The 24,588-nt window shown below is 65.3% G+C and carries 28 protein-coding genes, 7 tRNA genes and 1 riboswitch; of the genes, 12 read left to right on the forward strand and 23 right to left on the reverse strand.

Features of this window, described 5'->3' with window-relative positions; all coding sequences use genetic code 11:
* Positions 1-54 precede the first annotated feature (54 nt).
* Positions 55-408 (forward strand): hypothetical protein, encoded by a 354-nt coding sequence (locus tag NNX38_RS10460; protein ID WP_255797928.1) that lies wholly within the window; start codon positions 55-57, stop codon positions 406-408.
* 13 nt (positions 409-421) lie between these two features.
* Positions 422-610 carry a helix-turn-helix transcriptional regulator gene (locus NNX38_RS10465; RefSeq protein ID WP_370646419.1) on the forward strand — a complete coding sequence of 63 codons (189 nt, stop codon included), beginning with the start codon at positions 422-424 and terminating at the stop codon, positions 608-610.
* Positions 611-648: 38 nt separating this feature from the next.
* On the opposite strand, the gene NNX38_RS10470 is transcribed toward NNX38_RS10465, so the two are convergent.
* Together NNX38_RS10470 and NNX38_RS10475 are read right to left on the reverse strand one after the other, a co-directional pair.
* On the reverse strand, positions 649-1,629 hold the full coding sequence (locus NNX38_RS10470; protein ID WP_255797930.1) for an alpha/beta fold hydrolase: 981 nt from the start codon (positions 1,627-1,629) through the stop codon (positions 649-651).
* Positions 1,630-1,707: 78 nt separating this feature from the next.
* Complete coding sequence (locus NNX38_RS10475; protein WP_255797931.1) at positions 1,708-2,319, reverse strand: TetR family transcriptional regulator; 612 nt, start codon at positions 2,317-2,319, stop codon at positions 1,708-1,710.
* Between the two features lie 115 nt (positions 2,320-2,434).
* On the opposite strand from NNX38_RS10475, the gene NNX38_RS10480 reads away from it, so the two are divergent.
* A complete protein-coding gene (locus NNX38_RS10480) occupies positions 2,435-3,397 on the forward strand; it encodes an aldo/keto reductase (RefSeq protein WP_255797932.1) in 963 nt (320 codons plus the stop codon).
* A gap of 78 nt (positions 3,398-3,475) precedes the next feature.
* Here the strand turns inward: NNX38_RS10480 and NNX38_RS10485 are convergent, their stop codons facing one another.
* From NNX38_RS10485 to arsB, 5 genes are read right to left on the reverse strand one after another with little or no spacing between them, the layout of a single operon-like run.
* Positions 3,476-3,793 (reverse strand): multidrug efflux SMR transporter, encoded by a 318-nt coding sequence (locus NNX38_RS10485; RefSeq protein WP_255797933.1) that lies wholly within the window; start codon positions 3,791-3,793, stop codon positions 3,476-3,478.
* The gene (locus NNX38_RS10490) at positions 3,793-4,149 is read right to left on the reverse strand and encodes a multidrug efflux SMR transporter (protein ID WP_255797934.1); all 357 of its coding nucleotides are present in this window, start codon (positions 4,147-4,149) and stop codon (positions 3,793-3,795) included. Before NNX38_RS10490 ends, NNX38_RS10485 begins: the two co-directional genes overlap by 1 nt.
* A gap of 56 nt (positions 4,150-4,205) precedes the next feature.
* Entirely contained in the window at positions 4,206-5,711 is a 1,506-nt protein-coding gene (locus tag NNX38_RS10495; protein ID WP_255797935.1) for an FAD-dependent oxidoreductase, read from the reverse strand.
* 33 nt (positions 5,712-5,744) lie between these two features.
* On the reverse strand, positions 5,745-6,164 hold the full coding sequence (locus NNX38_RS10500; RefSeq protein ID WP_255797936.1) for an arsenate reductase ArsC: 420 nt from the start codon (positions 6,162-6,164) through the stop codon (positions 5,745-5,747).
* Positions 6,161-7,306: an ACR3 family arsenite efflux transporter gene (arsB, locus tag NNX38_RS10505; protein ID WP_255797937.1), complete on the reverse strand. Its 1,146-nt coding sequence runs from the start codon at positions 7,304-7,306 to the stop codon at positions 6,161-6,163. The genes NNX38_RS10500 and arsB overlap by 4 nt, the downstream gene beginning before the upstream one ends.
* A 94-nt stretch (positions 7,307-7,400) precedes the next feature.
* Here arsB and NNX38_RS10510 point away from each other — a divergent pair, with 94 nt between their 5' ends.
* Both NNX38_RS10510 and NNX38_RS10515 read left to right on the forward strand, forming a co-directional pair.
* Entirely contained in the window at positions 7,401-7,751 is a 351-nt protein-coding gene (locus NNX38_RS10510) for a helix-turn-helix transcriptional regulator (RefSeq protein WP_255792453.1), read from the forward strand.
* Positions 7,748-8,293: a GNAT family N-acetyltransferase gene (locus NNX38_RS10515; RefSeq protein WP_255797938.1), complete on the forward strand. Its 546-nt coding sequence runs from the start codon at positions 7,748-7,750 to the stop codon at positions 8,291-8,293. The genes NNX38_RS10510 and NNX38_RS10515 overlap by 4 nt, the downstream gene beginning before the upstream one ends.
* On the opposite strand, the gene NNX38_RS10520 is transcribed toward NNX38_RS10515, so the two are convergent.
* The 14 genes from NNX38_RS10520 to NNX38_RS10585 form a co-directional block, all read right to left on the reverse strand.
* Positions 8,290-9,555, reverse strand: coding sequence for an MFS transporter (locus NNX38_RS10520; protein ID WP_255797939.1), 1,266 nt, complete (start codon positions 9,553-9,555; stop codon positions 8,290-8,292). The two genes, NNX38_RS10515 and NNX38_RS10520, sit on opposite strands and share 4 nt — an antisense overlap.
* A gap of 19 nt (positions 9,556-9,574) precedes the next feature.
* Entirely contained in the window at positions 9,575-10,387 is an 813-nt protein-coding gene (locus tag NNX38_RS10525) for a CPBP family intramembrane glutamic endopeptidase (protein ID WP_255797940.1), read from the reverse strand.
* Between the two features lie 73 nt (positions 10,388-10,460).
* Positions 10,461-12,353 (reverse strand): CAP domain-containing protein, encoded by a 1,893-nt coding sequence (locus NNX38_RS10530; RefSeq protein WP_255797941.1) that lies wholly within the window; start codon positions 12,351-12,353, stop codon positions 10,461-10,463.
* Positions 12,354-12,468: 115 nt separating this feature from the next.
* Positions 12,469-13,563: a DNA alkylation repair protein gene (locus NNX38_RS10535; protein WP_255797942.1), complete on the reverse strand. Its 1,095-nt coding sequence runs from the start codon at positions 13,561-13,563 to the stop codon at positions 12,469-12,471.
* A 79-nt stretch (positions 13,564-13,642) separates the two neighbouring features.
* Positions 13,643-14,497 (reverse strand): SDR family oxidoreductase, encoded by an 855-nt coding sequence (locus NNX38_RS10540; protein ID WP_255797943.1) that lies wholly within the window; start codon positions 14,495-14,497, stop codon positions 13,643-13,645.
* Positions 14,494-14,925, reverse strand: a complete 432-nt coding sequence (locus NNX38_RS10545) for a DUF1801 domain-containing protein (RefSeq protein ID WP_255797944.1) — start codon at positions 14,923-14,925, stop codon at positions 14,494-14,496. The genes NNX38_RS10540 and NNX38_RS10545 overlap by 4 nt, the downstream gene beginning before the upstream one ends.
* A 75-nt stretch (positions 14,926-15,000) precedes the next feature.
* The gene (gene pnuC / locus NNX38_RS10550) at positions 15,001-15,684 is read right to left on the reverse strand and encodes a nicotinamide riboside transporter PnuC (protein ID WP_255797945.1); all 684 of its coding nucleotides are present in this window, start codon (positions 15,682-15,684) and stop codon (positions 15,001-15,003) included.
* A gap of 133 nt (positions 15,685-15,817) precedes the next feature.
* A riboswitch (FMN riboswitch) is annotated at positions 15,818-15,965 on the reverse strand.
* 8 nt (positions 15,966-15,973) lie between these two features.
* The gene (gene rpe, locus NNX38_RS10555) at positions 15,974-16,642 is read right to left on the reverse strand and encodes a ribulose-phosphate 3-epimerase (protein ID WP_229952130.1); all 669 of its coding nucleotides are present in this window, start codon (positions 16,640-16,642) and stop codon (positions 15,974-15,976) included.
* 10 nt (positions 16,643-16,652) lie between these two features.
* A complete protein-coding gene (locus NNX38_RS10560) occupies positions 16,653-18,155 on the reverse strand; it encodes an RsmB/NOP family class I SAM-dependent RNA methyltransferase (RefSeq protein WP_255797946.1) in 1,503 nt (500 codons plus the stop codon).
* Positions 18,152-19,093, reverse strand: a complete 942-nt coding sequence (gene fmt / locus NNX38_RS10565) for a methionyl-tRNA formyltransferase (protein WP_255797947.1) — start codon at positions 19,091-19,093, stop codon at positions 18,152-18,154. The genes NNX38_RS10560 and fmt overlap by 4 nt, the downstream gene beginning before the upstream one ends.
* Positions 19,094-19,690 (reverse strand): peptide deformylase, encoded by a 597-nt coding sequence (def, locus tag NNX38_RS10570; protein WP_229952133.1) that lies wholly within the window; start codon positions 19,688-19,690, stop codon positions 19,094-19,096.
* 74 nt (positions 19,691-19,764) lie between these two features.
* Positions 19,765-20,709 (reverse strand): PD-(D/E)XK nuclease family protein, encoded by a 945-nt coding sequence (locus tag NNX38_RS10575; protein ID WP_255797948.1) that lies wholly within the window; start codon positions 20,707-20,709, stop codon positions 19,765-19,767.
* Between the two features lie 59 nt (positions 20,710-20,768).
* A complete protein-coding gene (locus NNX38_RS10580; RefSeq protein ID WP_255797949.1) occupies positions 20,769-21,452 on the reverse strand; it encodes an MBL fold metallo-hydrolase in 684 nt (227 codons plus the stop codon).
* Between the two features lie 109 nt (positions 21,453-21,561).
* Positions 21,562-21,633 (reverse strand) — tRNA-Val (locus tag NNX38_RS10585).
* 213 nt (positions 21,634-21,846) lie between these two features.
* Between NNX38_RS10585 and NNX38_RS10590 the strand changes: the two genes are divergently transcribed.
* The 6 genes from NNX38_RS10590 to NNX38_RS10615 all read left to right on the forward strand — a co-directional run bounded on the left by NNX38_RS10590 (position 21,847) and on the right by NNX38_RS10615 (position 22,493).
* Positions 21,847-21,920 (forward strand) — tRNA-Gly (locus NNX38_RS10590).
* Positions 21,921-21,990: 70 nt separating this feature from the next.
* Positions 21,991-22,064: transfer RNA gene (locus tag NNX38_RS10595), tRNA-Cys, on the forward strand.
* 28 nt (positions 22,065-22,092) lie between these two features.
* Positions 22,093-22,164 (forward strand) — tRNA-Val (locus tag NNX38_RS10600).
* Positions 22,165-22,192: 28 nt separating this feature from the next.
* Positions 22,193-22,266 (forward strand) — tRNA-Gly (locus NNX38_RS10605).
* Positions 22,267-22,322: 56 nt separating this feature from the next.
* Positions 22,323-22,394, forward strand: a tRNA-Val gene (locus NNX38_RS10610).
* Between the two features lie 25 nt (positions 22,395-22,419).
* A tRNA-Gly gene (locus tag NNX38_RS10615) sits at positions 22,420-22,493 on the forward strand.
* 212 nt (positions 22,494-22,705) lie between these two features.
* Here the strand turns inward: NNX38_RS10615 and NNX38_RS16940 are convergent.
* On the reverse strand, positions 22,706-22,990 hold the full coding sequence (locus NNX38_RS16940; RefSeq protein ID WP_370646422.1) for a hypothetical protein: 285 nt from the start codon (positions 22,988-22,990) through the stop codon (positions 22,706-22,708).
* 154 nt (positions 22,991-23,144) lie between these two features.
* Here NNX38_RS16940 and NNX38_RS10625 point away from each other — a divergent pair, with 154 nt between their 5' ends.
* Complete coding sequence (locus NNX38_RS10625) at positions 23,145-24,083, forward strand: GNAT family N-acetyltransferase (RefSeq protein ID WP_255798170.1); 939 nt, start codon at positions 23,145-23,147, stop codon at positions 24,081-24,083.
* Here the strand turns inward: NNX38_RS10625 and NNX38_RS10630 are convergent.
* A complete protein-coding gene (locus NNX38_RS10630; RefSeq protein WP_255797951.1) occupies positions 24,073-24,570 on the reverse strand; it encodes an SRPBCC domain-containing protein in 498 nt (165 codons plus the stop codon). The genes NNX38_RS10625 and NNX38_RS10630 overlap by 11 nt on opposite strands.
* Positions 24,571-24,588 lie beyond the last annotated feature (18 nt).

Below are 24,588 nucleotides of genomic sequence, written 5' to 3' on the forward strand. Positions count from 1 at the left end.
CCGGCCGCAGCCATCGCTGTTCCTTGTGGATTAGCTCTGGGAGCAGCAGGAGGTTTGCTGTCTGTCTTGCTCGGCATCACCGATCCGAATCCTGCGCTCAGCTTCTGGGTCTTTTTTGCCTGCATCGCCATGCCCGCTGTGGCCCTGGTCTATCTCCTGGTCGTGGATCGAAACACTTTGATCGGTGCAACCGAGCGGCCTGACGACTCCGTCGAGTCCGGGTGGTACGAGAAGGCGGCTGCGGGTTCCTTCACGGATCTGATCCTGCTGCTTGGGGTCGCCGCTACCGTTCTGGCCTTCGTCCCATGGGACTTTTCCGTCGACCTGAAGCTCGTCCTTCCGGCCATGATCGCTCTGGGCTTCGCCTCCTTCGGCATCCGGTACCTGGTGCTGCGGCGGAAAGGCTGACGTGAGGAACCTGGTGCATGAGTCGCGGCAGCGCCTGGCCTGGTCCCAACAGCGGCTCGCTGACGAGTTGGGTGTATCCCGCCAGACCGTCATCTCCATCGAGCGCGGACGTTTCGACCCGTCATTGCCGCTGGCCTTTCGGATCGCAGCGGTCTTCAACAGCACAATCGAGGACCTTTTCTTTCCCGATGAGCAGCAATGAGATGCGCTGGCGCCAGCAGCATTCCGGCAGCGGAGAACTCACTTCATTTTCATGTGAGTGATTGCCCCGTTGACGAGCTGCGCGTTGGCCTGCTCCCAGTGCTTCACGATGCTCCCGCCGCCGTGGCCGTCCCCCTCGTCGATAACGAGTTTTGGTCCCGGCCACTGTTGGTGGAGTTCCCAGGCCGTGAGCGCGGGGCCGGAGATGTCGCGGCGCCCGTGAATAAGCGATCCCGGAATGCCGTGCAGGCGGTCCATGGCGGCAAGGATCGGCGGGTCACTCACGCCGGCAGAAGCCCAGTAATGCGCGGTGAGCCGGGCGAAGGCGATCCGGTAGCCGTCGTCGTTCCACCGGGGATCGCGGCGGAAGCCGTCTGTGCCGATGGAGATATGGGTGTCCTCCCACAGCGCCCACTCGCGGGAGGCGGCGTCACGGACGGCAGGATCCGGCGAGTTCAGCAGCCGCAGGTAGGCCTCGACCAGCCGTCCGCGTCCGCGCTCGTACCCCATCCCGCTTCGCTCTGCGTGCGCGGCGAAGCGATTCCAGGCTTCCGGGAAAATCGCGCCGACGCCTTCGGTGATCCAGTCCACTTCCCGTCGGCTCGTCGTCGTAACCGCGACCAGCACCATGCCGAGGACGCGTTCGGGATGCGTCTGGGCATAGGCAAGGGCAAGGGTGGAGCCCCAGGACACTCCGTTGACGATCCACTTCTCGACGCCGCGGGCTTCGCGCAGGGTTTCGATGTCGTGAATCAGGTGGGCAACTGTGTTGGTCTCCAGGGGCGTAGAAGGATCCGACGCATGCGGGCGGGAACGTCCGCAGCCGCGTTGCTCCAGGCCAAGCAGTCGGGTTCGCGTGAGGTCGAAACGGTGCCGGTACCCGCTTGTTCCCAGCGTGCCCCCGGGGCCGCCGTGCAGATAGAGCGCGGGCACGCCGTCGGGCTGCCCCCACTCTTCCCAGTAAATGCTCTGACCGTCTCCACCATCGAGCATTCCCTGCTCCCGCGGTGTCTCCCCCATCAGCTCCCCTTTTCAATCTTCCCGGCGCCGAGTCCACCGCTGATCCGGACCAAACGAATGTGAGTCCTTCAAGCAGGCTTAATCGACCAGTGCTGTGGGTTTCAGGAGCCTGAACGCTTCATCGAGCAGTACCCGGGATGTCACCGCACCGTTGCGGTGCACCAACTCGGCTGAGGAAACGTCGAGGCAGGTCAGAGCACACAGTGTGATGGCCCGTGCGTGATACTGCCGCTCCGCCTCGGGGCCATTCAGGGCATCGGCGACCAGCGGCACAAGAACAGTCATCCAAGCGAGGTGCTTCTCCGTGTTCCGGGCGCGCAGAGAAGGCGTGCTGATCATCACTCGCGTTGCACGCAGGGCCCGTTCAGGGTCCGCTTCGATTGTCTCCACGACCGCCTCGAACCCCGACCGCAGGGCCTGCCATACGGGCATCGATTCCAGGCTTTGGGCCAGCCGCTGCCGAACGGGCTCGCCGTACAGCATGGGGTCACCCAAAACCACGTCTTCCTTGGAGGCGAAGTACCGGAAGAAGCTCCGGGGCGAAATGCAGGCCGCTGCTGCGATTTGGTCGACGGTGGTCTCATCAAAACCCTGCTCGTCAAAAATTACGAGAGCAAGCTCCGCGATCTGCTGGCGTACGGCATCGCGTGTGCGCTGCCGCAGCCCGATCCCGTCACTACTTGCACTCATGCTCCGAGCATACCTTGCCTCTGTTGACAGTCTCTGCCACATCAGGCATAGACTGCTGGCACGACGGCGCGCCAGCGCTTCCGGCGCCGCTCGATCCACCCCATGAGGAGACATAATGCAGACACGCACTTTGGGCACGCAAGGCCTGACCACTTCAGCCATTGGCTACGGCTCGATGGGCATCTCGCTTGCCTACGGTCCTAGTGATGAGCAGGAAGGCATTGCGGCGATCCAGAAAGCGCATGAGCTAGGCGTGACGTTCTTTGACACCGCCGAGCTGTACGGCTGGGGTGCGAACGAGGAGATCGTTGGCCGGGCCGTGAAGAGCTTCCGTGACGAGGTCGTCATCGCCACGAAGTTCGGCTTCACGCGCGACGGCGGTTTCGATAGCCGCCCGGAACACATCCGCGACGTCGTCGAGAACAGCTTGAGTCGTCTCGGAGTAGACCACATCGATGTGCTCTACCAGCACAGGGTGGATCCCAGCGTTCCCATCGAGGACGTCGCCGGGACCGTGAAGGAGTTTATCGATGCCGGCAAGGTGAAGTACTTCGGTCTCAGCGAAGCTGGCCCGGAGACCTTGCGCCGCGCCCATGCCGTGCAGCCCGTCTCGGTCCTTCAGACCGAGTACTCCCTCTTCGAGCGCGACGTGGAGGTGCTGTTCCCCGTCCTCAACGAGCTCGGCATCGGATTCGTGCCCTACTCACCCCTCGGGCGCGGGTTTCTAACCGGTACCGCGAAGCCGGCCGCCGAGTATGACGAGACCGACATGCGCAGCTGGGACGCCCGCTGGCAGCCCGGCAACTTCGAGAAGAACGTCGAAGCCACCCGCCAGCTGACGGAACTCGCCGCGTCCAAGGACGCCACCGTGGCGCAGCTCGCCCTCGCCTGGCTGCTCGCGCAGGGTGAACACATTGTCCCGATCCCCGGCACCCGCAGCGCCAAGCGCGTCGAGGAGAACGTCGGCGCCGTCGACCTCAGTCTCACCGATGCCGATCTCGCCCGCATCGCAGAGATCCTTCCGACCGGCGGATTCGGCTCCCGCTACCCCGAGGAAATGAGCCCGACCTGGCAGTAATCAGCTAAAGGAACGCCGAGGCGCGGGACCCGCAATGGGCCCCGCGCCTTCGCTTGCGCCGACTGATCCTGCTGTCGGTCAGTGAACGGCGCCGAGTTCGATGAGCAGGACACCGCCGGCAATAAGCACTATTCCCAGCCCCATCAGCCAGGTGAAGGGCTCCTTGAACCAGACCCTTCCTATAACCGCAGTCAGCGCGACGCCGGCCGCCGCCCAGATCCCGTAGGCGACACCCAGCGGCAGACCGTGGGCGAGGGTGAGGGTAAGCATGGCGAACGCAACCAGGTAGCCGACGGCGACCCCGCCATACCAGCGCTTGTCATCGACGGCGAGGCGGAGGCAGACGGTGCCGGCCACTTCGAAGAGGATCGCGCCGATCAGGAACAGGTAGGCCATTACGAGGTTTCGGCTTTCTCATGTGCCGCTTGTGACCCGAGTTCAACGCAGAGCACCCCGGCAATGACAACCGCGATACCAATGCCCATCAGCAGGGTGAGCGGTTCTCCGAAGAAGACCAGGGAGCCGATAGCGGTCAGGGCGACGCCGCTTGCTCCCCAGACGCCGTACGCGACACCCAAGGCCATGCCGGTACGCAGCACGCCGGCGAGCAGGACGAAAGAGCCTAGGTAACCGGCGGCGACAACGGCATAGAGCCCGGCATGCTCCAGCGCACCTTTGAGCGAGAGCGACGCCGTCACTTCGGCCAGGATGGCGGCGGACAGGAGCAGCCACCCTTTTGCGGCGTTGTTCATCGGCCGGTTCCTTCCGGGATGTAGTAGCGGGCGGACCTACGGCATAGTAGCCGGAACTAGTTCCCCTGTTCTCCGGAGCGGCCGTGTTCCAGTCCGGTAGGAATACCAAGGAACGCAGGTTCCGGCGCCGAGCAGCAGGACTCAACGGCGGGTGCAGCAGCCGCAGTCGGCTCCGGTGCGCCGCAGCAGGAATCAACGGGTGCAGCAGCGGCCGGTTCGGGCACTCCGCAGCAGGCGGAGTCCCCCTGATCAGCGCCGGCGTCGGTGCCGCAGCTGGACACGGTGTCGCAGCTGCCGCCCAGATCCGTGGAGCAGACCCCGGTTTCGGGCAGCACGAGTTCGACGTCGTCGGCCGCCTTCTGGTCTCCGGCCAGGGCTGCGGCAATGGAACGGACCTGCTCGTAGCCGGTGGCCATCAGGAATGTCGGCGCCCGGCCGTAGGACTTCATGCCGACAATGTAGAAGTCCTTTTCCGGGTGGGACAGCAGGCGGGCGCCGTGCGGTGTCACGGTGCCGCAGCTGTGGAGCTCCGGGTCGATGAGCGGCCCGAGTGCCCGCGGCGCTTCCACGGCCGGGTCCAGATCAAGGCGGACTTCCCGCAGCATGTCCAGGTTCGGCCGGAAGCCGGTGGCCGGAACCAGCAGGTCGACGTCCAACTGCGTCTCCCCGCACGGCGTCGTCCCGACGACGGTCAGGGTGTCTGCGCTTTTGAACCCGGTAATGGTGAACGAGGTGTGCAGTTCGATGCGGCCTTCCTCGACCAGGGTCCGCAGCCGGCTGCCCAGCGCGCCGCGGGCGGGCAGCCCGTCGAGGTCGCCGCCGCCGTACACGCTTGCCGCCGAGGACCGGCGGATGGCCCAGCTGATCCGGGTGTCGGGTTCCTGCTCGGCCAGCTCCCCCAGTGCCAGCAGCGTGTTGGCCGCCGAATGGCCGGCGCCGACCACCAGGATGTGCTTGCCGGCGAAACGGGCACGGTCACGGCCGGTTACATCGGGCAGCGGGGCGGTGATGAAGCCCTCCGCGTAGGCCTCGGCCTCACCCGGTGCTGCAAGTCCCGCCGAGCCCAATGGGTTCGGCGAATTCCAGGTGCCGGACGCGTCGATGACGGCGCGGACCCGGTGATCGGCGGTTGTGCCGTCGGCGTTCCGGACGCGGACCAGGAACGGGGTGGTATCCCGTCCGCCGGTGCGGGTCTTGTCCAGGCCTTCGCGGCTGACGGCAACAACTTCGCTGTCCGTGTGCAGGGCGTTCCGGATGGCGGGGACGGCGGCCAGCGGCAGCAGGTACTGCTCGAGGAGTTCCGTGCCGGTCGGCAGGGTTTCGGCGTCCGGTTCCTGCCAGCCGGTGCCGGTGAGCAGGCGGCGGGCGGCGGCGTCGACGTCGTACTGCCAGGGTGAGAACAGCCGGATGTGTCCCCATCTGCGGACGGCGGCGGCAGGTGAGTCGCCGGCCTCGAAGATGACCGGCGTCAGTCCGCGTTCAAGCAGATGGGCGGCGGCAGCCAGGCCGACGGGGCCGGAGCCGATGACGGCGACGGGAAGCCGGGACAGATCAGTGTTCATTGGTGCTTTTCCTCAAGGAGTACGAAGGTTTTGCTAGGCCGGCAGGAGGTCGGCGATGAGCGCGGTGATCCGCGCCTTGATGTCGTCGCGGATGGGGCGGACGGCCTCCACGCCCTGGCCAGCCGGGTCGTCGAGCTTCCAGTCCTCGTAGCGCTTGCCGGGGAAGATCGGGCAGGCGTCGCCGCAGCCCATGGTGATCACGACGTCGGAGTCCTTCACGGCCTCGGTGGTCAGTACCTTGGGCAGCTCGGCGGACATGTCGATGCCTTCCTCGGCCATGGCTTCCACGGCGGCCGGGTTGACCGAGTCGGCGGGCGCGGAGCCGGCGGAGCGGACCTCGATCCGTCCCTCGCCGAGTGTGCGCAGGTAGGCGGCGGCCATCTGCGACCGTCCGGCGTTGTGCACGCAGACGAACAGGACGGAGGGCTTGGCTGCGGTTTCAGTGGTGCTCATCGGTTCATCTTTTCTGTGGAGGCGTCTGTGGAGGCGGGAGGGATGGGAGCGGCGGCGGGCCAGTATTTCTTCTGCGCCCAGAGGGCGACGTAGACCAGCGCGACCAGGACGGGGACTTCGATCAGGGGCCCGACGACGCCGGCCAGTGCCTGCCCGGAAGTCACGCCGTAGGTGCCGATCGCCACGGCAATGGCGAGTTCGAAGTTGTTGCCGGCGGCGGTGAAGGCCAGCGTGGTGGTGCGCGGGTAGCCCAGGTGCAGGAGTTTGCCCAGCAGCATGCCGGCGCCGAACACCACCAGGAAGTAGACCAGCAGCGGCAGGGCGATGCGGGCGACGTCGAGCGGGTTCGAGGTAATCTCATCCCCCTGCAGGGCGAAGAGCAGCACGATGGTGAACAGCAGGCCGTAGAGCGCCCACGGGCCGATCTTCGGCAGGAACGTGCCCTCGTACCAGTCGCGGCCCTTCGCCTTTTCGCCGAGGGTGCGGGTGAGGAAGCCGGCCAGCAGCGGGATGCCCAGGAAGATGAGCACACTGGCCGTGATGGACCAGAAGGAGAAACCGGCGCTGGTGGTTTCCAGTCCCAGCCAGCCGGGCAGGACCTGCAGGTAGAACCAGCCAAGGGCGCCAAAGGCGAGGACCTGGAAGACGGAGTTGATGGCCACCAGCACGGCGGCGGCTTCGCGGTCACCGCAGGCGAGGTCGTTCCAGATCATCACCATCGCGATGCAGCGGGCCAGGCCGACGATGATCAGCCCGGTGCGGTATTCGGGCAGGTCCGGCAGGAAGATCCAGGCCAGCGCAAACATAAACGCCGGGGCGGCGACCCAGTTGAGCACCAGCGACGTGACCATCAGCTTCCGGTCCGCGACGACCTTCGAGGTTTCGTCGTAGCGGACCTTGGCCAGCACCGGATACATCATCACCAGCAGGCCAACGGCGATGGGCAGCGACACATTCGACACCTTCACCGAGTCCAGCGCGGGCCCGATGCCCGGAACCAGGCGGCCCAGCAGCAGTCCGGCGGCCATCGCGGCGAGGATCCAGAGCGGCAGGAAGCGGTCCAGGGTGGAGAGCCTGGCGGTGACCTGGCCGGTCTGGGGTGGTGCGGTGGACGTGCTCACAAAGCTCCTCGGCAGGGACATCGACAGGGCAACCTACATTGAAGAACATCGATATCCTTCGATGTTGAGTATCCCTAGATATATCGATGCCTGTCAATCTGTGCATAATGGGCAGGTGACCACTGCACTGACAGTTCCCGCTCCCGCCGTCGAGGCCTGCTGCACCCCGCTGACTTCAGAAGCGTTGAGCGTCGAAGACGCCCAGCGCTTCGCCCAGCTGCTCAAGGCCGTGGCCGAGCCGACCCGGCTGCGCCTGGTCTCGCTGATCGCCGCCCAGGAGAACAAGGAAGCCTGCGTGTGTGACCTCACCGAGCCGATCGGACTGGGCCAGCCGACGGTGTCCCACCATCTGAAGATCCTGGTCGACGCCGGCATCCTGCACCGTGAGAAGCGCGGCGTCTGGGCCTACTACTCCATCGTTCCGGGTGCACTGGAACGCGCGGCTGCGGTCCTGTCTCCCCGGTGAGCAGCACGCCTGCCGCGGTGCCGGGCGGGGCGATCCTCATCCGTTCCCTGCTGGCTTCCGACTGGCCCTCGGTGCGCAGCATCTACGCAGCGGGGATTGCCACCGGCCACGCCACCTTCGAGAGCAAGGTGCCCGACTGGGAAGCCTTTGATTCCGCCCATCTACCCGGGCTCCGGCTTGTTGCCGACGCAGGAAACGGCCTTCTGGGATGGGCGGCGGCCTCCCCCGTTTCCACCCGTGATGCCTACCGGGGCGTCGTCGAACATTCTGTTTACATCGCCCCCGCCGCCCGAGGACGCGGCATCGGACGGCTTCTGCTGCGCGCACTGGTGGCGTCCGCTGAAACCTCGGGAATCTGGACGCTTCAGTGCAGTATCTTTCCGGAGAACACGGCCAGCCTCGCCCTGCACCAGGCAGAGGGCTTCCGCGTGGTTGGCAGGCGCCAACGCGTGGCGAAAATGACGCACGGACCGCACACCGGTGAATGGCGGGACACCCTGTTCCTGGAGCGGCGCAGCGACGCCGTCGGAACCGACGACTAGTACCCCTCCACTGCCTTGCTACGCCGGGCCCAGAACAGCACCGGGATCAGCAGCAAGGCCAGGATGCCGCCCGAAAGGGCGAGTGTGGCGTAGCTGGTGCCCGCCATCACCACGCCGGACAGGGTTCCCCCGCCGGCCCCGGCCAAGGCAACGAGCACATCGATCTTGCCTTGGACACGTGGGCGGATCTCCGGGGACGTGTTATCAACAACCAGTGCCGTGCCGGCAATAAGGCCGAAGTTCCAGCCAATGCCGAGCAGGGCGAGGGCCAGGATCAGCAGGCCCAGAGATTCCCCCGGTGCGAAGGCGGCGGTGACTCCGGCCAGGAGCAGGGTCACCCCGGAGGCAACCGCCATTGGAGTACGCCCGATTTTGTCCACTAAGACGCCCGTGACAAGCGACGGCAGGTACATCGCGCCGATGTGCACACCGATGACCATGCCGACTGCAGCAAGGTCATGGTGATGGGCCCGCATATGGACCGGCGTCATGGTCATGATCGCCACCATCGCGATCTGGGTTAGCACCATCACGGCGGCGCCCACGTAGACTCCGGCCCCCGGACGTTCCGCTGCCGCGCCGACGGTGCTCTGCACCGTCTCCGCTGCCTGGTTCCGCAACCGGCGTGCCAGAAAGAACGGGTCCGGGCGCAAAAGCACCAGCAGTACGACGCCGGCGGCCAGGAACGCTGTTCCAGCAAGAAGGAACGGGCCGGCCAGGGCGGGAATACCCAGGCCCTCGGCTAAGCGGCCCATGGGTGTAACCAGATTGGGTCCGGCAACCGCCCCGAACGTCGTCGCGACCATCGCAATGCTGATGGCCTGTCCCCTGCGGTCCGGCAGCGCCAGGTCCGTTCCGGCATATCGAGCCTGCAAATTGGTGGCCGTTCCCGCCCCATAAAGGAACAGGGCCGCAAACAGCAGAAGAGGGCTGTCCACCACCGCGGCTAGGACCACGCCCAGGGCACCGAGACCGCCGGCGACGAACCCGGCTCCGAGTCCAATGCGCCGTCCGGCCCGCTGGGTGACTCTTCCCACCAGGTAAGCAGCCAGCGCGGAACCCAGGGTGATCAATCCGGCGGGCAGGCCGGCGAGGCCCTCCGACCCAAGCATGTCCTGAGCCAGAAGTGCCCCCACCGTGACACCTGCTGCCAGCCCCGCCCCGCCGAGGATCTGGCTGAGGACAACCACGGCGAGGGTACGCCGCTGAACCGAGACGCGGCGCGCCTCATCCAGCACGATGGTTGGGCGGGTCTGCTTCATTGCCGGTCCGGTCTCCCTGTCAGTACTGCACGACGCCGGTGAGCACCAGGACGGGGAACACGACTGCCGGGGAACTCGTCATGAGGTTCACGAGCAGATGCGCGATGGTGATCGGCAACAGGCGCCCCTGAGCCCGGACGATGAGCGCCGACCCGAGTCCCCACACGGTGAAGGCAACCACGTACACAACCATCGCGTCAGTAGTCGGAGCGAAGAAAGCATGCTGCGCGCCGAAGGCCAGGGAACAGACGAGCATCGCCGGCCACGGAGACCACGAGGCCGAGAGCCGGGACTGCGCGTAGCCGCGGTAGACGGCTTCCTCGGCAGGCGCATTCAGCGGAGCGAACGTCACCACAGCAAGGATGCCGAGGATCAGTGACCAGGCCGGTGAGGCGATCGTGGCGGCGTCGGGGTCGTAGAACACGGTGGCGAACGCATCGAACATGCCGGATCCGTGCAGCACCCACATCGTGGCCATAACGGCGAGGACAAACGGTATATAGAGGACGGCGATCCACAGCAGGCCCCACCCGGCGTCCCGAAGCACCGAGCGACCCGGCGCAAAGAGGGACCGCAGGTTGGACCCCTCGCTTCGCAGCAGGCGCGAAACGAGCAGCAGCGAAGCGATGTTCACCGGAATCAGGCTGAGGGACGCCAGCATCGGTGAGGACGGGAACGTGGCCGTACCGTCAACGGCGCGCATGATGAGCCACGCCGCCACCGTTGCTGCCGCCACCATTCCGATGCGGGCAAGGAGGAGGCACGTTGCCCGCCGTCCAACAGCGCCGACGTCGAGCCGTCGGACGGGCGGCACCACCTGCCCTTGTTTCATGTGCACAGGCTAGCAAGCCAGATAGGGCTGGATGCCGGTACGCCCCTGAAAATCCAGCTGTCCAGGGCCTCCCCTATGGTTTGGCGCTGTATCGGTACAGGAACGCGGCCATCGCGTCGCGGTTGATGGACTCCAGCGGGCGGTAGCTCCGGGTGCCGTTGGCTTCGGTCCAGCCGGTGCTGATGCCCTTCTCTGCCAGCCACGCCATTTCCTTGTAGAACTGCTGTCCCGTGGAGACATCCGCAAACGGAGACTTCGACGGCTGGGCGTACATCGGAGAGCCTGCGGCGCGGTAGAGGAACGCGGCCATCGCGTCGCGGTTGATGGACTGCGATGGACGATAGGTCCGGGTGCCGTTGGCTTCGGTCCAGCCGGTGGAAATCCCCTGATCAGCCAGCCAGGCCATTTCCTTGTAGAACTGCTGTCCCGTGGAGACATCCGCAAACGGAGACTTCGACGGTTGGTTGTACGGCGGAGAGCCTGCGGCGCGGTAGAGGAACGCTGCCATCGCGTCGCGGTTGATGGGCTGCAGCGGACGATAGGATCGGGTGCCGTTGGCGTCGGTCCAGCCCGTGCTGATGCCCTTCTCGGCCAGCCAGGCCATTTCCTTGTAGAACTGCTGCCCGGTGGAGACATCCGCAAACGGCGACGTTACCGGCGGCGTGTACGGGTCGGACTTTTTGCTGAAGGTGTTGGTCCATGTGGTGATACCACCCTTGACGAGAAAGTAGCCGGTAGCTGCCTTTGCGGTCACAGTGACAGTGTCCGTGCCGGGATAGGTACCGGTCGCTATGGTCTTGCCACCCACCTGATAATCGACGCCCTCGACGGAGGGAATGGTGTAGGTGTCGTGAGCCGTGCCGTCCTTGTCGGTGAAGACGACAGCCGCCGGGGTGGCCTGCAGCGGGGCCTTACTGAAGGTCTTCACCCATTTATCAGTCGCACCGGGTGTCAGGACGTAGCCGTCGCCCGCCGGCTTTGCAGTGACAGTGACGGTGCCCGAGCCAGGGTAGGTTCCAGGCTCGTGGGTCTCCCCGTGGAGTTGGTAATCCACGCCCAACACGCTCGGGATGGTGAAGGTATCCTGAGCCGTGCCGTCCTTGTCGGTGAAGACGACAGGTGCCGGGGTGGCCTGCAGGGCATTGGGAAAGTCGTGCCACCATGAGGCCCGCCCCAACAACTTATAGCCATCCTCTGCAACGGCAGCCACACGGACCAGTGCGGACGTTGAGCTATATGTGCCCGCCGATGCAGCAACGTCATCGACGTAGTAATCCACGCCCGTGGTGGTGGGAATCGAATATCGGTGGGCCTGGTCATCAAACGTTGGTGCCGACGCACGAGTGACGACCGGATAGGGAACGTCCAGTGACGGGCGACCATCAAAGTAATCCTGGGCAGTCCTGTAGGTGCCGGCAGGAGGTGTGTGGAAGTCAAAAAGGTTGAGCGTGGCCCAGATGTAGCAGTCTTTTGAATTCTGTACGCAGTCGCCAGTCACGGCGATGCCTACACCCATTGTGGTGATTTCCGGGCGGCTCATATTCTTATTGTGTCCCGGCGACATTTCCCAGCCGAAAACTATCGCCTCACCCGAACCGTTCGAGGTGTATGCAACATTCTCACCGGCAGCCGTCCATCGGTCCACAACGCGCTCGTCGGTGTAATAACCCGGGTTATGCCACATATCGCGTGCGGATTCCATAGTGTCAGACCAGTCTTCAGCCATTTCTGAAACGGTGACGTTGAAGGTGAGCGGCTCCAAACCCTTATCGGTGCGGAACTTATTGACATAGTTAAAGGTGTCAACGATGTGCTCTTCATTCTCCAGGTTCAGCGTGCTCGGCGCGGGGGTGCCGAGCATACTACTTTCAGTCTCCGCAACTGCCGCAGGTGCCCCCGCTATCAGCGCCGAAATACCCATTAGCAGCGCAACCAAGGCACCAGAAACAATTTTGAAACGAACCATATTCAGGATGTGTACTTTCCGCGAGACAGGGAAAAGGCAAGAGACTTTTCTGGAGTGTACTACACGGTTTGCTACAGATATCCCGCCCATGGAAGCGGTGAATATATCCGCCCAATTACAGCATCAAACCGAATTCCAGCCGGCCGTGCCGGACCCCGTTGACCTGCACCTCCAGGGCATGCGTGCCCGCATAGTGCCGCCGGGTGGTCATCTGCCGGAAGCCATGCCGGCCGCGCAACAGTCGGGACTCCCCCGGCTCCAGGGACACCGTGGTCAGCTTGAAGACCTTTTCCGCCGTGGACCCGTTCGCCTTGACGTAATGGACCGCGTAATCAACCGACAGCCGGGCCGGAGCGTCGCCGGTATTGGTCAGGACAAAGTCGAAGCCCAGCTCGCCGGGCAGCTGCAGGATGGACGCTTCCGCCCGGAGCTCGGTTACGCTCACCTCGGCCGGAGTGAAACCCATCAGCTCGAGCGCACCGGGATTTCCCTTCTTCACCAGGGTGCGAAGGCTCCGCCGAACCACCCAGGCGCTGCCAGGAGTTCCCGTCTGCTGCCAGCGCGCGGCTGCCTCAAGCACGAGCTCGGGTGCGTGCCGCGCGAGGTCGTTGGCGTGGTTGGCGACGGACCGGCGCACGTATTCGGACTCGTCGTTGTGCATCGCATCCAGCAGCGGCAGCGTGGCCCCTGACGTAGCGAGCAGCATCGGCACCCGGACGGCCCACGGCAGGTAGGGCCGGGTTCCCTCACTGGCCAGCCGGCGTACGTGTTCGTCGGGGTGGTCGGTCCAGGTGCGGATGATCGCCAAAGCGCGCTCGTGATCGGCTTTCAGCAGCCGCCGGATGGCGAACTCGCTGGTCAGCCCCGGGGTCAGTTCCGCGAGCAGTGCCACAGCGTCGTCGAAGGCCGGGGTGCCGCCGTCGGCCAGTGCCAAGGTGACGGCAGCCTCGGTGACCGGCCACAGAGCCCAACCGGTGAAGGTCGGATCGTCCAGCGCGGCGCGGAACGCAACCGCGGCGGCCGGATAGGTGCCCAGCGCGTTAACGAGGGCGTGCGCGACGGCGTCGGTGCGGCCGCGCAGCGACAACGGTTCCAGCCGGGTCCGGGTGTCCAGCAGTTCGTCCCAATTGATACCGGGCTCCGCGCCGACCAACGCATCGTGCAGGGTCTTGACCTCGTTCGGCCCCAGCAGGTCATCCATCGCGCCCATGATGTTCCCCCCGTTCCGGCTTGCTTCAATACCCTCATCGGGCGAAGCCAGCTTATCGGAACCGTAAAACGCTGAACGCTCAGGCCTCGTCGTAGCCCAGATGGCTGGACAGGTCCCGGTTTGCGGCAGCCCACTCCTGCAGCAGCCCGGCCCGGGCTTCGAAGGCTTCGACCGCGTCGGCTCCGGCCGGGAACCGCAGCGGCGGGTCGTCGGATTCCGCCAGGCGAATCAGGGCATCGGCGAGCTTGGCCGGGTCGCCGCTCTGCCTCCCGTCCATGCTCCGCCACGCTTCAACGGTTTGCCGGTTGCGCTCTGCATAGTCCGGAATGGTGGATTCGGCGTAGCGCGTGGATGCCGGGGTGAGCAGCTCTGTGCGGAAGAATCCCGGCTCCACCAGCATGACGCGGATGCCGAACGGGGCCACTTCCGGGGCCAGGGACTCAGCCCAGCCCTCCACGCCGAACTTCGAGGCGGCATAGGCGGTCTGGAATTCCCCGCCGGCTAGTCCCGCGGTGGAGGAAATGACGATGACGGTGCCCGAGCGTTGGGACCGCATGGTCGGAAGTGCTGCGCGGGTAACGTTCAGCGGGCCGAAGAACGTGGTCTCGATCTGGGCGCGGAAGTCCTGCGGCGTCATCTCCTCGAAGAATCCGGCGTTGAAGTTGCCTGCGTTGTTGACCAGCACATCGATTCGGCCGAACCGGTCAAGCGCTCCCGCGACGGCGGTTTCAGCTTCAGCAGGATCCGTTACATCGAGCCGAACTGCCAGGAGACGCTCGTTCTCCCCCACCGCCTGCGTCACCTTGTCCGGGTTGCGGCCGGTGGCGACGACGGCGTGTCCGGCGGCCAATGCCGCCTGGGCGATGCTGGTTCCCAGGCCGCGGCCGGCGCCGGTGATGAACCAGACCTTCTGCTCAGCGTTCTGCTCACTCATGAGTCATCCTTTGGGTCGGTTCCGCTGCCCGGGGTTTCCGCGGTAACGTGCCGGTAGGACTCGGCAATGATCCCTCCGAGGACATCCAGGTCCACCTTAGCCAGATCCTTGATGTAGAGGCAGCCCGCACCCGTCGTGTGGTTGCCAAGGCGGGACAGTTGCTCGGCGTATGTGTCCACTCCGTCAGGAAGATATACCGTGGTGGCGCCCTTGCGCGGAGAAAATGCCGCCGCCCCGGCGTTGCCTTCCCGGCCGCTGGCGTATTTGTAGTGGTAGCTGCCGAAGCCGACAATCGACGGCCCCCACATGGCTGGCTGCTCGCCCGTGATCCGCGTCATCAGCGCGACCAGGGTCTGGGCGTCGCGGCGGCGAACGGGCGATGCCACACCGTCGATGAAGCTGCTGACGCTGGTGCTGGTTGCTTCCATGGTGCGCCTCCTCGTTGCCGGTCCGGCTTCCAGCCTGGACGCCGGACCCGGGTTTAGCTGCCGGCCACGGGTTCTTTACCGCGTCCGCGGATCAGGCATCATCACTTCCACCTGCGGCTTCTCGTCGCGCTTGGCCTTCCACCAGACGAAGAAGCCGGCAAGAGTGAAGCCGCCGTAGAAGAGGTACATAAAGGCTGTGGCGTAGTAACCGGCACTGAAGAGCAGCGGCACGCCCACTATGTCTACGGCCACCCAGATGAGCCAGAACTCGACCCACCCCTTGGCCATGCCGTAAGTGGCCAGCAGCGAACCGACGAAGGTCCAGGCGTCGGCCCACACCGGTTCGTAGGAACCGAGCCGGGCGAAGACCGGTGTCAGGGCAACGGTGCCCAGCAGCATGATGGTCACCAACCCGATTCGTTCCTTGGTGGAGGCCCACTGCGGGGTCACCGCGCTCTCGCCGTGGGACTTGCTCTGCTGCCAGCGCCGCCAGCCGTAGATGGACACCGCAATGAACATGATCTGCCGGCCGGCCTGGCCCAGCAGGGTGGCCGTATCGGCCCCGCCGAACATGGAGCCGAGGAAGACGGTCAGCAGGAGCAGGTTGCCCAGGATGCCGACGGGCCAGGCCCACACTTTACGGCGCATACCGCCGAAGGCGCTGAGCAGCCCGAAGATGTTGCCCACTAGTTCGCGCACCAGCAGTGAGCTTGAGCCCACCGGAATCTGTGCCTCAAAGAGCCATCGCAGAAAATCCATGTCGTCCTTATCCCTAAGCGGGTGCTCCGGGGGTACGACAGTACGATGCGTCGCCCGGGTGCGACCGGTCCGAGGGGTCACCCCTGCAAAAGGGGACCTCGAAGGGTCAGCAAAGCCGGCGGAACAACAAACTGCACGTGCTTCTCCCATCCAGACTTTAACTGTCGGTATCGGAATTTCACCGATTCAACCGAACCGCCTCCCCGAGGTTCTCGGATCAGCAGTGCGGGTCGCGGACTATAACCGCCGGTTCGGAATTACACCGACCCCGGAGCACGTTTGTTGCTAGCTATTCTTGCACAGCCGCTTCGGCAGATGCGCGCAATTTGCGGATAGCGTCATTGGGATCACCAGCGCCGTACACGGCCGAGCCGGCCACGAACACATTCGCGCCGGCCTCGGCTGCCCGTTCGATGGTCTCCGGGGAGATTCCACCGTCTACCTGGATAGCCAGCGGCAGCCCGGAGCCGCGGACGGCCTCGGCGGCCCGCCGGATCTTGGGCAGCGTCACGTCGAGGAACTTCTGTCCACCGAAGCCCGGCTCCACCGTCATGATCAGCAGCATGTCCAGCTCGGACAGCATGTCCAGGTACGGCTCCACCGGGGTCGCCGGGCGCAGGGCCATGCCGGCCTTCGCGCCGCGCTCCCGCAGGTCGCGGGCGAGCTTGATCGGCGCCGTCGACGCTTCTACATGGAAGGTCACGGACGCGAGGCCGGCCTCGGCGTACAGCGGCGCCCAGCGGTCGACGTCGGCGATCATCAGGTGCGCGTCCAGCGGCAGTGCGGACACCTGCTGGATCCGTTCCACCACGGGCAGCCCGATGGTCAGGTTCGGGACGAAGTGGTTGTCCATCACGTCCACGTGCACGGCGTCCGCGGCGCTGATCCGCTGGAGCTCGGCTTCGAGGTTCACGAAGTCAGCCGAGAGGATGCTCGGGTTGATGCAGCACTTGCTCACGAAGGTTCTCCTAGATTTTGCGGCGGATCAGCGCCAGGAACATGGCGTCGGTGGCGTGGATGTGCGGCCACAGCTGGGCAGTGGACTCGTGGCCGGCTTCCAGCGCACCGGGCAGGCTGACGGCGTCCAGCGCGGCGCCGGCGTCGAGCAGTTCCAGGTCGTTGCGCTTGCGCATCACGTCGGCGACGACGGCGGTGGTTTCCGCAGGGTGCGGGGAACACGTTACGTAGGCCACCACTCCCCCGGGTTTTACCGCGTCCACGGCGGTGGTGAGCAGCTCGCGCTGCAGGATACCGAGTTCGCCGACGTCGGTGGGCTTGCGACGCCAGCGGGACTCCGGGCGGCGGCGCAGCGCGCCCAGGCCGGTGCAGGGCGCGTCGACGAGGATCCGGTCGAAGGTCTCCGGGTAGTCCTCGGCGATGGTGCGGCCGTCTCCGGTCCGTACGTTCCAGGTTTCCCCGGGCACGGCGTCAAGGGCCTGGCGGACCAGCTGCGCGCGGTGCGGGGCGGGCTCGTTGGCCAGCAGCACGGCACCGGATTCGTGCGCGAGGGCGGCGAGCAGCGCCGCCTTGCCACCGGGGCCGGCGCACATGTCCAGCCACTTTTCGACGCCGTCTTCATCGACGGACGCGCCGCCGAGGTCCAGTTCGGCCAGGGCACGGGCGACCAGCTGGGAGCCGGCGTCCTGCACCCGGGTGGTGCCGGCGCGGACCGAGTCCAGCCGGCCGACGTCGCCGGCGGAGAACAGTGCGGAGTCCTTCACGAGCTCGCCGTCGGTTGCTCCGGCGGCGCGGGCCTCATCGAGGTCGCCGAGGCCGGGCAGGGCGACCAGATTCACCACGGGAGCGTCGTTGTCGGCACGCAGCAGGTCGGTGATCTCGTCGACGCTGCGTCCGTGGGCCACCAATGACTGGCGCAGGGCCCGGACAATCCACTCCGGGTGCGAGTGCTCAATGGCGGAGCGCTTAACGGCGTCGGTTTCGCCTTCGGTAAGGATCTCCACCCACTCGTCCAGGCTGCGGGCGGACACCTTGCGCAGCACCGCGTTGATCAGTGCCGACGGGCCGGCCCCGATGACGGCACGGGCCAGGCCCACAGTCTGGTCGAGGGCGGCATGCGCAGGAACGCGCATGGCCAGCAGCTGATGGGTGCCGATGCGCAGGGCGTCCAGGACAGCGGGGTCCAGGCGTTCCAGCGGGCGGTCCACGCACTTGGCGAGGATGGCGTCATACGTGCCCTGGCCGCGCAGGGCGCCGTAGGCCAGTTCGGTGGCGAAGCCGGCATCGCGCTTGTCCAACCGGTGCTTGCGGATGCTTTTCGGCAGCACGAGGTTGGCGTAGGCATCCTCGCCGGAGACGGCGCGCAGCACTTCAAAGGCGACCAGCCGGGCCGGATCGGCTGCGCGGGTGCGCTGGCCGGGGGCGGCGGCGGTGCGGGTCTTCACGGCGGCGCGGCGGCGTTCGTGGCCCTTGTCGTTACGGTGTTTGTTGGGCTGGTCGGGCTGGGGGGTCATTCGAAGACCACGTCCTCACGGTTGGCGAGGCCGCGGGCCCAGTCGGCCCCCGGCATCATTTTCTTGCCTGCGGGCTGGACACGCAGCAGTTCGAGTCCGTGCGAGCCGGTGCCCACGACGGCGGCGGCGTCCCCGCCGCCGGTGAAGCGAACCTGGCCGGGGCGCAGGTCGGTGACGTCGGAGCGCAGTCTGGCCGCGCCGATCTTGAACCGGGCGCCGTCCCAGGTGGTCCACGCGCCGGGTTCGGGAGTGACGCCGTTGATGCGGCGGCGGATAGCCAGGGCCGGCTGCTGCCAGTCCACACGGGCATCGTCGATGCTGAGCTTGGGTGCCAGGGTGATGTCACCCTGCTGCGGCACCGGTACGGCCGCGCCGGCGTCGACCGCGCTGAGTGTCTGGGCCAGCAAGACGGCACCGGAATGCGAGAGGCGTTCGAGCAGGTCACCGCTGGTGTCCTCGGGCCGCACCGTTTCCGTGAGTGTGCCGTAGACCGGGCCGGTGTCCAGCCCGGTTTCGAGCAGGAAGGTCGACGCGCCGGTGATGTCGTCACCGGCAATCACGGCGTGCTGCACGGGGGCGGCGCCGCGCCAGGCGGGCAGCAGCGAGAAGTGCAGGTTGATCCAGCCGTGCTTCGGCACGGTGAGGGCGCGGGCCGGAACGAGTGCGCCGTACGCAACGATCGCGGCGACGTCGGGTTCCAAGGCGGCAATGGCCGCGATGGCTTCGTCGTCCACCTTCGACGCGCGGATTACGGGCAGGCCCAGTTCCTCGGCGCGGGCGGCGACCGGGGAGGGCGTCAGGACCTTCTTGCGGCCCAGCGGGGCATCGGGGCGGGTAAGGACGCCGACGACGTCGAATCCGGCGTCAACCAAGGCGTCCAGGGACGGCACGGCCACGGAGGGTGTGCCGGCAAACAGGACGCGAAGTGCCGCGGTCACCTAGGCTCCGGCCTGGGTGCCGAACGTACCCTTGGCCGCCTGGCCGAAGGTACCGAAGCTGGAGCCCACGCTTTGGGCACGCTGCGCTGCGGTACGGTCCGCGATCGCGTCGTACTCGCGCTGCCGGATGGCCCGGAGTGCTTCCTTGCGCTGCTCGCCTTCGAGCCGGTCGATATAGAGAGCGCCGTTCAGGTGGTCCGTTTCGTGCTGGAAGCAGCGGGCCAGCATCCCTTCGCCCTCGATACTGATCGGGTTGCCGTGCAGGTCCTGGCCGGAGACGCGGGCCCAGCGGAAGCGCGGTGTCTGGTAGCCAAGCCCGGGGATGGACAGGCAGCCCTCCAGATGGTCCGGCTGGAGGTCGTCGCTCAGTTCCAGGACGGGATTGACCACATGCCCGGCCTGGCCGTCCACACGGTAGGTGAAGACCCGCAGGCTGACGCCGACCTGGGGTGCTGCCAGCCCGGCACCTTCGACGTCCTCCATGGTTTCCTCCATGTCCGCTACCAGCTTCGCCAGTTCGGGGCCGAAGTCGGTCACGTCTTCGGCGCGGGTCCGCAGGACCGGGTCGCCGAGCGTGCGGATAGTCAGGATGGCCATCGGGGGTTTGTTCCTTACTCTTGCTGCAGGGGATCGGAATCCAGTCTAGTTGGCTCCGCCGCCCGCCGGGACGCTCAGGCCTGTGGAGCGCCCGCTGCCACTGAAGTCTGTGGATCCGCAGTCTCTGCAGGTACAGCCTCCGGGGCTGATGCCTGGGCAGCAGGGGCTTCGTGCGCGCCGACCGGGGGCGGCGGCACGGGCAGCAGGGCACGGCCGGCGGCAACGGCATCAATACTGGTCTGCCAGACCCGGCGCAATGCGCAGAACTTGAACCAGTGCTGGGGCAACACCTCAGGATTGGCCCGCATGGGACGCACCTCCGTCTGGCCAACAGCGACGCCCAGCAGCAGCGGGTCCTGTCCGTAGGCCCACGGCTCCCAGGTGCCGGCACCGGCGTCGACCAGCGACTCCTGTGCCTTCATCCCGGCGACGAGCTGCATCACGACCTTGTCATCCAGCTGTTTCACCTGCCCGTCGCGGTCGGTGTTCTTGGTCTTGTAATCGATCAGGCACAGCCGGCCGCCGATCCGAGCGACCAGGTCCAGGGTGCCGGCGTAGCCCAGCTCGGCGTTCCACACGGTGATTTCCGGCGCGATGGGCTGGACGTCGTAGAGCTTCCACCATTCGTCGAACCGGTCCGCGAACTGGTGCTCGCCGCGGGCCGCAAGCTCCTCGCGGGCACGTTCGAGTTCATGCGGGCGGTCCAGAGCGCGGAGCGCAACCTGCTCACAGTAGAAATGGACGCGTGTACCCCGCTGCGCGGCGGCGTCGCGGTAGCGTTCCGAAGCCGAGGACGCCTCCTTCACCACGGAGCGCAGCTGCGACGGGCTGCCGAGGGCGGCGGTCAGTTTGGGATCCTTGACGACGGCGGAGGCGGCCATATAGCTGTGCCAGCCGTCCAGGGACGTAGACCCCTGGGAAATCACCGTGGTGATGGACGGGACCGTGGGCGGCTCGGAGAGCGACCGCGAATACATGCGTCCGTATTCGGTTGCGTGTGCCAGTGCTGGTTCAGTCATGTTTCCAGTCTGCCACCCGGCGGTGACAGTCTGCTTTCGGCTCCCCGCACGGTCTGTGCCTAGCGGCGTCCGCCTGCGCGGACCCGGTCCATCACGGCATCGACGCGGCTTCGAATTTCATCCTTGCCTCCGACCAGCCCGAAAGGAGGGCCGTCGTCCGTAGTGCCCCACGGCACGAGTACGTCAAAGTCCAGATCACGGACCTGCGCGAGGCTGGCGAGGTAATCGCCTCGAAGGTGCTCGTCCAGAACCACCGCTTTCCACTCGCCGTGCTCAATCCAGATGAAGTCCCCGGTGAACAGGAAGCGCCTGTCCCCGTTGTTCCATAGGTAGCTTGTTGTGCCCGCAGTGTGTCCCGGCGTCGGAATTACCTCAAGGTCTTCGCCGATCATCTGACGCCGGTCAAACACGGCCGACACCGGAAGCGACCCGGCCACCTCGGCCCGGTCCCCCTCATGGACGTATACCGGAATATCGAACTCCGGCGCTCCGTACATCGCTTCATGGGCGTGGTTGATCAGCAGCCGAGCAGCTCCACCCCGGTCCATGATGGCCTCCGCGGAGCTGTTGATCCCCGGCGAGTTGTAAACAATCATGTTGCCGCCGGGCCGCTCGAGGACGAACGAGCGAAGCAGCACGTTGTGCTGATAGGGCAGGCGCACGGCGGAAGTGGCAAGCAGCCCGTCCAAGGGTGCGTGCAACGGGCCGGTATCCGGAAGGGTCACGATTGGCTCCGTAGTCATTGGGTCCGCAGTGTGGATGCAGGACATAACTACGCCCCAAAAGGAGCCGGCGCCAGATAGACGCAAAAAGCCGCCACCTTCCCGAAGGAAAGTGACGGCCAGTGAAGGGTGGGCGATACTGGGTTCGAACCAGTGACCTCTTCGGTGTGAACGAAGCGCGCTACCACTGCGCCAATCGCCCTTCAATTTATGCACTCGCGTTGATGCGCCCGGAAGCACTCCAACGTGTAAAGATGCTAGCCCAGATCCCGCCCGAGTCCAAACCAGGGCCGTTCCCGGGGCCGATTGGACGAACCCGCAAACGTCCTATAGAGTTTTTCTTCGTTGGAAAGCGGGGGTTCGCCGCGGAAAGCGCAAGCAATCCGGGGACGATAGCTCCCAACCTGATCAACATGCGGACGTAGCTCAGCTGGCTAGAGCACCACCTTGCCAAGGTGGATGTCGCGGGTTCGAATCCCGTCGTCCGCTCGCAAGTCACTGTACAAGCCGCTCCCGGTTTTGCCGGGTTCGGTTCTCCAAAGCTTTATGCGGCGGTTACGGTGGGGTGGCCGAGAGGCGAGGCAGCGGCCTGCAAAGCCGTATACGCGGGTTCGAATCCCGTCCCCACCTCCACAGTGGATTGTAAAGAACCCATTTATGGGCGCGATTGGCGCAGCGGTAGCGCGCTTCCCTGACACGGAAGAGGTCACTGGTTCGATCCCAGTATCGCGCACGAACAGTACTGTTTCAGTGCTTTTCTTGCGGACGTAGCTCAGCTGGCTAGAGCACCACCTTGCCAAGGTGGATGTCGCGGGTTCGAATCCCGTCGTCCGCTCTCCCTTCTGCTTATGGTTTTCCAGGAGTAATCCTGAACGGGCCGAGCAGTTTAGGGCGCGATTGGCGCAGCGGTAGCGCGCTTCCCTGACACGGAAGAGGTCACTGGTTCGATCCCAGTATCGCGCACGGACAGTTTCGACTGTTTGCATTTGCGGACGTAGCTCAGCTGGCTAGAGCACCACCTTGCCAAGGTGGATGTCGCGGGTTCGAATCCCGTCGTCCGCTCTCCCCCGGTTTTGGCCGGCTTAGAAGGAACAGGTTTTTACCTGTTCCTTCTTTTGTTTAACCCGCAGTTCATACCGGCCTGATCTGCTCGGTGGTAAAAGCTAAGTTTGCTTATTAGTCGGCCTACAGATAATGTCTTTCGAGTAGAGAAAATGTCGACCTGGTTTCAGTAGCGGGATCAAAGTTGCATGGCCGATAGGCCGCTCACACCACTACTTGAGGAGAACCACATGGCTAATACGCAGACTCACAACGAGCACACGAACACCACCGTTCGCAACGCCAACGACATCAAGGTGTCCACGCGGACCCTCGAATTCGCCGTTTACGTCCTGGCCGTTATCGCCACGATCATCACGGCAGCTGTTGTTGGCGACAACGCCAGCGAAAACGGCCTTGACGCGTTCAACGCCGCACAGGCGATGGAATACATCACCTTCCTCACGGTCGGTCTGATGGTTGCCCGCGGCTTGGCCAAGTCCGGCCACCGCGGACACAACAGCAACAACAACGCGTAACCAGCGTTTTCCGGCCTTGTGCCGGACACTTATTCCGGCGCGGCGCTCTTTGAGCTCCGTGCCGGAATTGTTTTAACTGCTTAGAGTGTGGCCTATGGAAATCCGCCCGCTGGACATCAATGATGACCGCGCTATGTCCGAGGCCTACCGCGTTGAATGCGTGGCAAACCAAAGCGTAAGGCCCGGCTGGATTCCTCTCAGCAGGGAATCACGCATTCTCGGCTGGCGCACGCCTAACGGATGGCGGAACCATCTCCTCGGAGTTTGGAACGGGGCCACGCTAATTGGTTTCGCGGCCGGTATGAATTCAACCGACACTCCGGACACCACATGGATATTCGTTTGGGTCGACCCCGCCCACCAAAATGCAGGGATTGGTTCGGCATTGGCCCGTGCGGCGGAAGACGCCAGTCCGGCGTCGACGGCGAGGTTCGTGGCAAGCGCTTACCGGTCCACCACAAGCGAGATCGACGCGCTCACGCGGGCCTTCGCCTCTCCTTTGGGCTATTCCCAGGCAACCACTGAAACCGTCGTGGAACTTGATCTCCGTGATATGCAGCTAGCGAGTCCGACGACGGCGCCCGGCTACGAAATCTCAACGCACGTCAACGGCGTCCCGGAGCGGTTCCGCGAACAGGTAGGCCAGATCAAGGGCCTGGTCGATGCCGAGGCGCCCAACGGCGAGCTCGGCTGGGGTGAGGCACCGGTATCGCCCGATGAATATGCCGATGAGCTGGACCTGTGGGTCGCTCAGGGTTCCACGGTGTTCGAGTCCATAGCCGTGGACGCTGCCGGAAAGGTTGCGGCCTGGACCTGCTTGGTAGCGGCAGCCGACGCTGAACGGCCGGCACAGATTGAAGGAACGCTCGTCGTCTCCGGCCACCGCGGCCACGGCCTCGGAGCAGCCGTGAAGTTGGCGTCCCTGCACCGGGCTGTCGAATCCGGCAAGGTGCATAGGGTCCGGACCAGCAGCGATGCCCGAAATGTCTGGATGCGTTCCATCAACTCCGCGCTGGGTTTCACGCCCGTGGAGACGGAAATCATCCTGCAGAAGGAAACCGTCAGCCCGTGACCGCGTCCGCTGCCACGCTTGCGGTATACAACGTCTCAAAAGTGGAATGCAGCGGCCAGAACTGTGCGGCAGGAATGGCGGCGCCGGCGACGGCGGCTTCCAAATACACGAGGTGGGTAATCCAGCCGGGGCCGTAGGAATCGACGAGGGTCCCCAGACCGTAGTGCACGAAGTCCATCACCGCCCCCGCCTCCGTGTCACCCAGCCGGATGCTGATCCGCGACTCGGGTTCCTCGGGGAACTCCCAGCTCATGGCCAACCGGCGAGGCTCGTCCATGTCAGTAATGACGCTGCGCGACAAGTAGCCTCCGCTATGGTCGACGACGATTGTTCCGCCGGTCCGAGCGTCGCATTCAAGGGGACGGCCCAGCCACTGGGACAAAAGGGCGGCGTCAGTGAACCCCGCCCACACGGCTTGTGCCGGGGCGGAAAACGCCCAGGAAATCAGAAGCGAACCGTCGGCGGTTGATACAGAGGTGAGCGGCATGTCGAAGATTGTGGCATA

This window comes from Arthrobacter sp. zg-Y238, assembly GCF_024385525.1.
GTDB lineage: Bacteria > Actinomycetota > Actinomycetes > Actinomycetales > Micrococcaceae > Arthrobacter_B > Arthrobacter_B jinronghuae.

Excerpts from the sequence above, each read along its gene's own strand:
- NNX38_RS10470 (WP_255797930.1), bottom strand. The coding sequence starts at position 1,629 with ATGGGGGAGACACCGCGGGAGCAGGGAATGCTCGATGGTGGAGACGGT.
- NNX38_RS10475 (WP_255797931.1), bottom strand. The coding sequence starts at position 2,319 with ATGAGTGCAAGTAGTGACGGGATCGGGCTGCGGCAGCGCACACGCGAT.
- NNX38_RS10480 (WP_255797932.1), top strand. The coding sequence starts at position 2,435 with ATGCAGACACGCACTTTGGGCACGCAAGGCCTGACCACTTCAGCCATT.
- NNX38_RS10485 (WP_255797933.1), bottom strand. The coding sequence starts at position 3,793 with ATGGCCTACCTGTTCCTGATCGGCGCGATCCTCTTCGAAGTGGCCGGC.
- NNX38_RS10490 (WP_255797934.1), bottom strand. The coding sequence starts at position 4,149 with ATGAACAACGCCGCAAAAGGGTGGCTGCTCCTGTCCGCCGCCATCCTG.
- NNX38_RS10495 (WP_255797935.1), bottom strand. The coding sequence starts at position 5,711 with ATGAACACTGATCTGTCCCGGCTTCCCGTCGCCGTCATCGGCTCCGGC.
- NNX38_RS10500 (WP_255797936.1), bottom strand. The coding sequence starts at position 6,164 with ATGAGCACCACTGAAACCGCAGCCAAGCCCTCCGTCCTGTTCGTCTGC.
- arsB (WP_255797937.1), bottom strand. The coding sequence starts at position 7,306 with ATGTCCCTGCCGAGGAGCTTTGTGAGCACGTCCACCGCACCACCCCAG.
- NNX38_RS10520 (WP_255797939.1), bottom strand. The coding sequence starts at position 9,555 with ATGAAGCAGACCCGCCCAACCATCGTGCTGGATGAGGCGCGCCGCGTC.
- NNX38_RS10525 (WP_255797940.1), bottom strand. The coding sequence starts at position 10,387 with ATGAAACAAGGGCAGGTGGTGCCGCCCGTCCGACGGCTCGACGTCGGC.
- NNX38_RS10530 (WP_255797941.1), bottom strand. The coding sequence starts at position 12,353 with ATGGTTCGTTTCAAAATTGTTTCTGGTGCCTTGGTTGCGCTGCTAATG.
- NNX38_RS10535 (WP_255797942.1), bottom strand. The coding sequence starts at position 13,563 with ATGGGCGCGATGGATGACCTGCTGGGGCCGAACGAGGTCAAGACCCTG.
- NNX38_RS10540 (WP_255797943.1), bottom strand. The coding sequence starts at position 14,497 with ATGAGTGAGCAGAACGCTGAGCAGAAGGTCTGGTTCATCACCGGCGCC.
- NNX38_RS10545 (WP_255797944.1), bottom strand. The coding sequence starts at position 14,925 with ATGGAAGCAACCAGCACCAGCGTCAGCAGCTTCATCGACGGTGTGGCA.
- pnuC (WP_255797945.1), bottom strand. The coding sequence starts at position 15,684 with ATGGATTTTCTGCGATGGCTCTTTGAGGCACAGATTCCGGTGGGCTCA.
- NNX38_RS10560 (WP_255797946.1), bottom strand. The coding sequence starts at position 18,155 with ATGACCCCCCAGCCCGACCAGCCCAACAAACACCGTAACGACAAGGGC.
- def (WP_229952133.1), bottom strand. The coding sequence starts at position 19,690 with ATGGCCATCCTGACTATCCGCACGCTCGGCGACCCGGTCCTGCGGACC.
- NNX38_RS10575 (WP_255797948.1), bottom strand. The coding sequence starts at position 20,709 with ATGACTGAACCAGCACTGGCACACGCAACCGAATACGGACGCATGTAT.
- NNX38_RS10580 (WP_255797949.1), bottom strand. The coding sequence starts at position 21,452 with ATGACTACGGAGCCAATCGTGACCCTTCCGGATACCGGCCCGTTGCAC.
- NNX38_RS10625 (WP_255798170.1), top strand. The coding sequence starts at position 23,145 with ATGTCCGAGGCCTACCGCGTTGAATGCGTGGCAAACCAAAGCGTAAGG.
- NNX38_RS10630 (WP_255797951.1), bottom strand. The coding sequence starts at position 24,570 with ATGCCGCTCACCTCTGTATCAACCGCCGACGGTTCGCTTCTGATTTCC.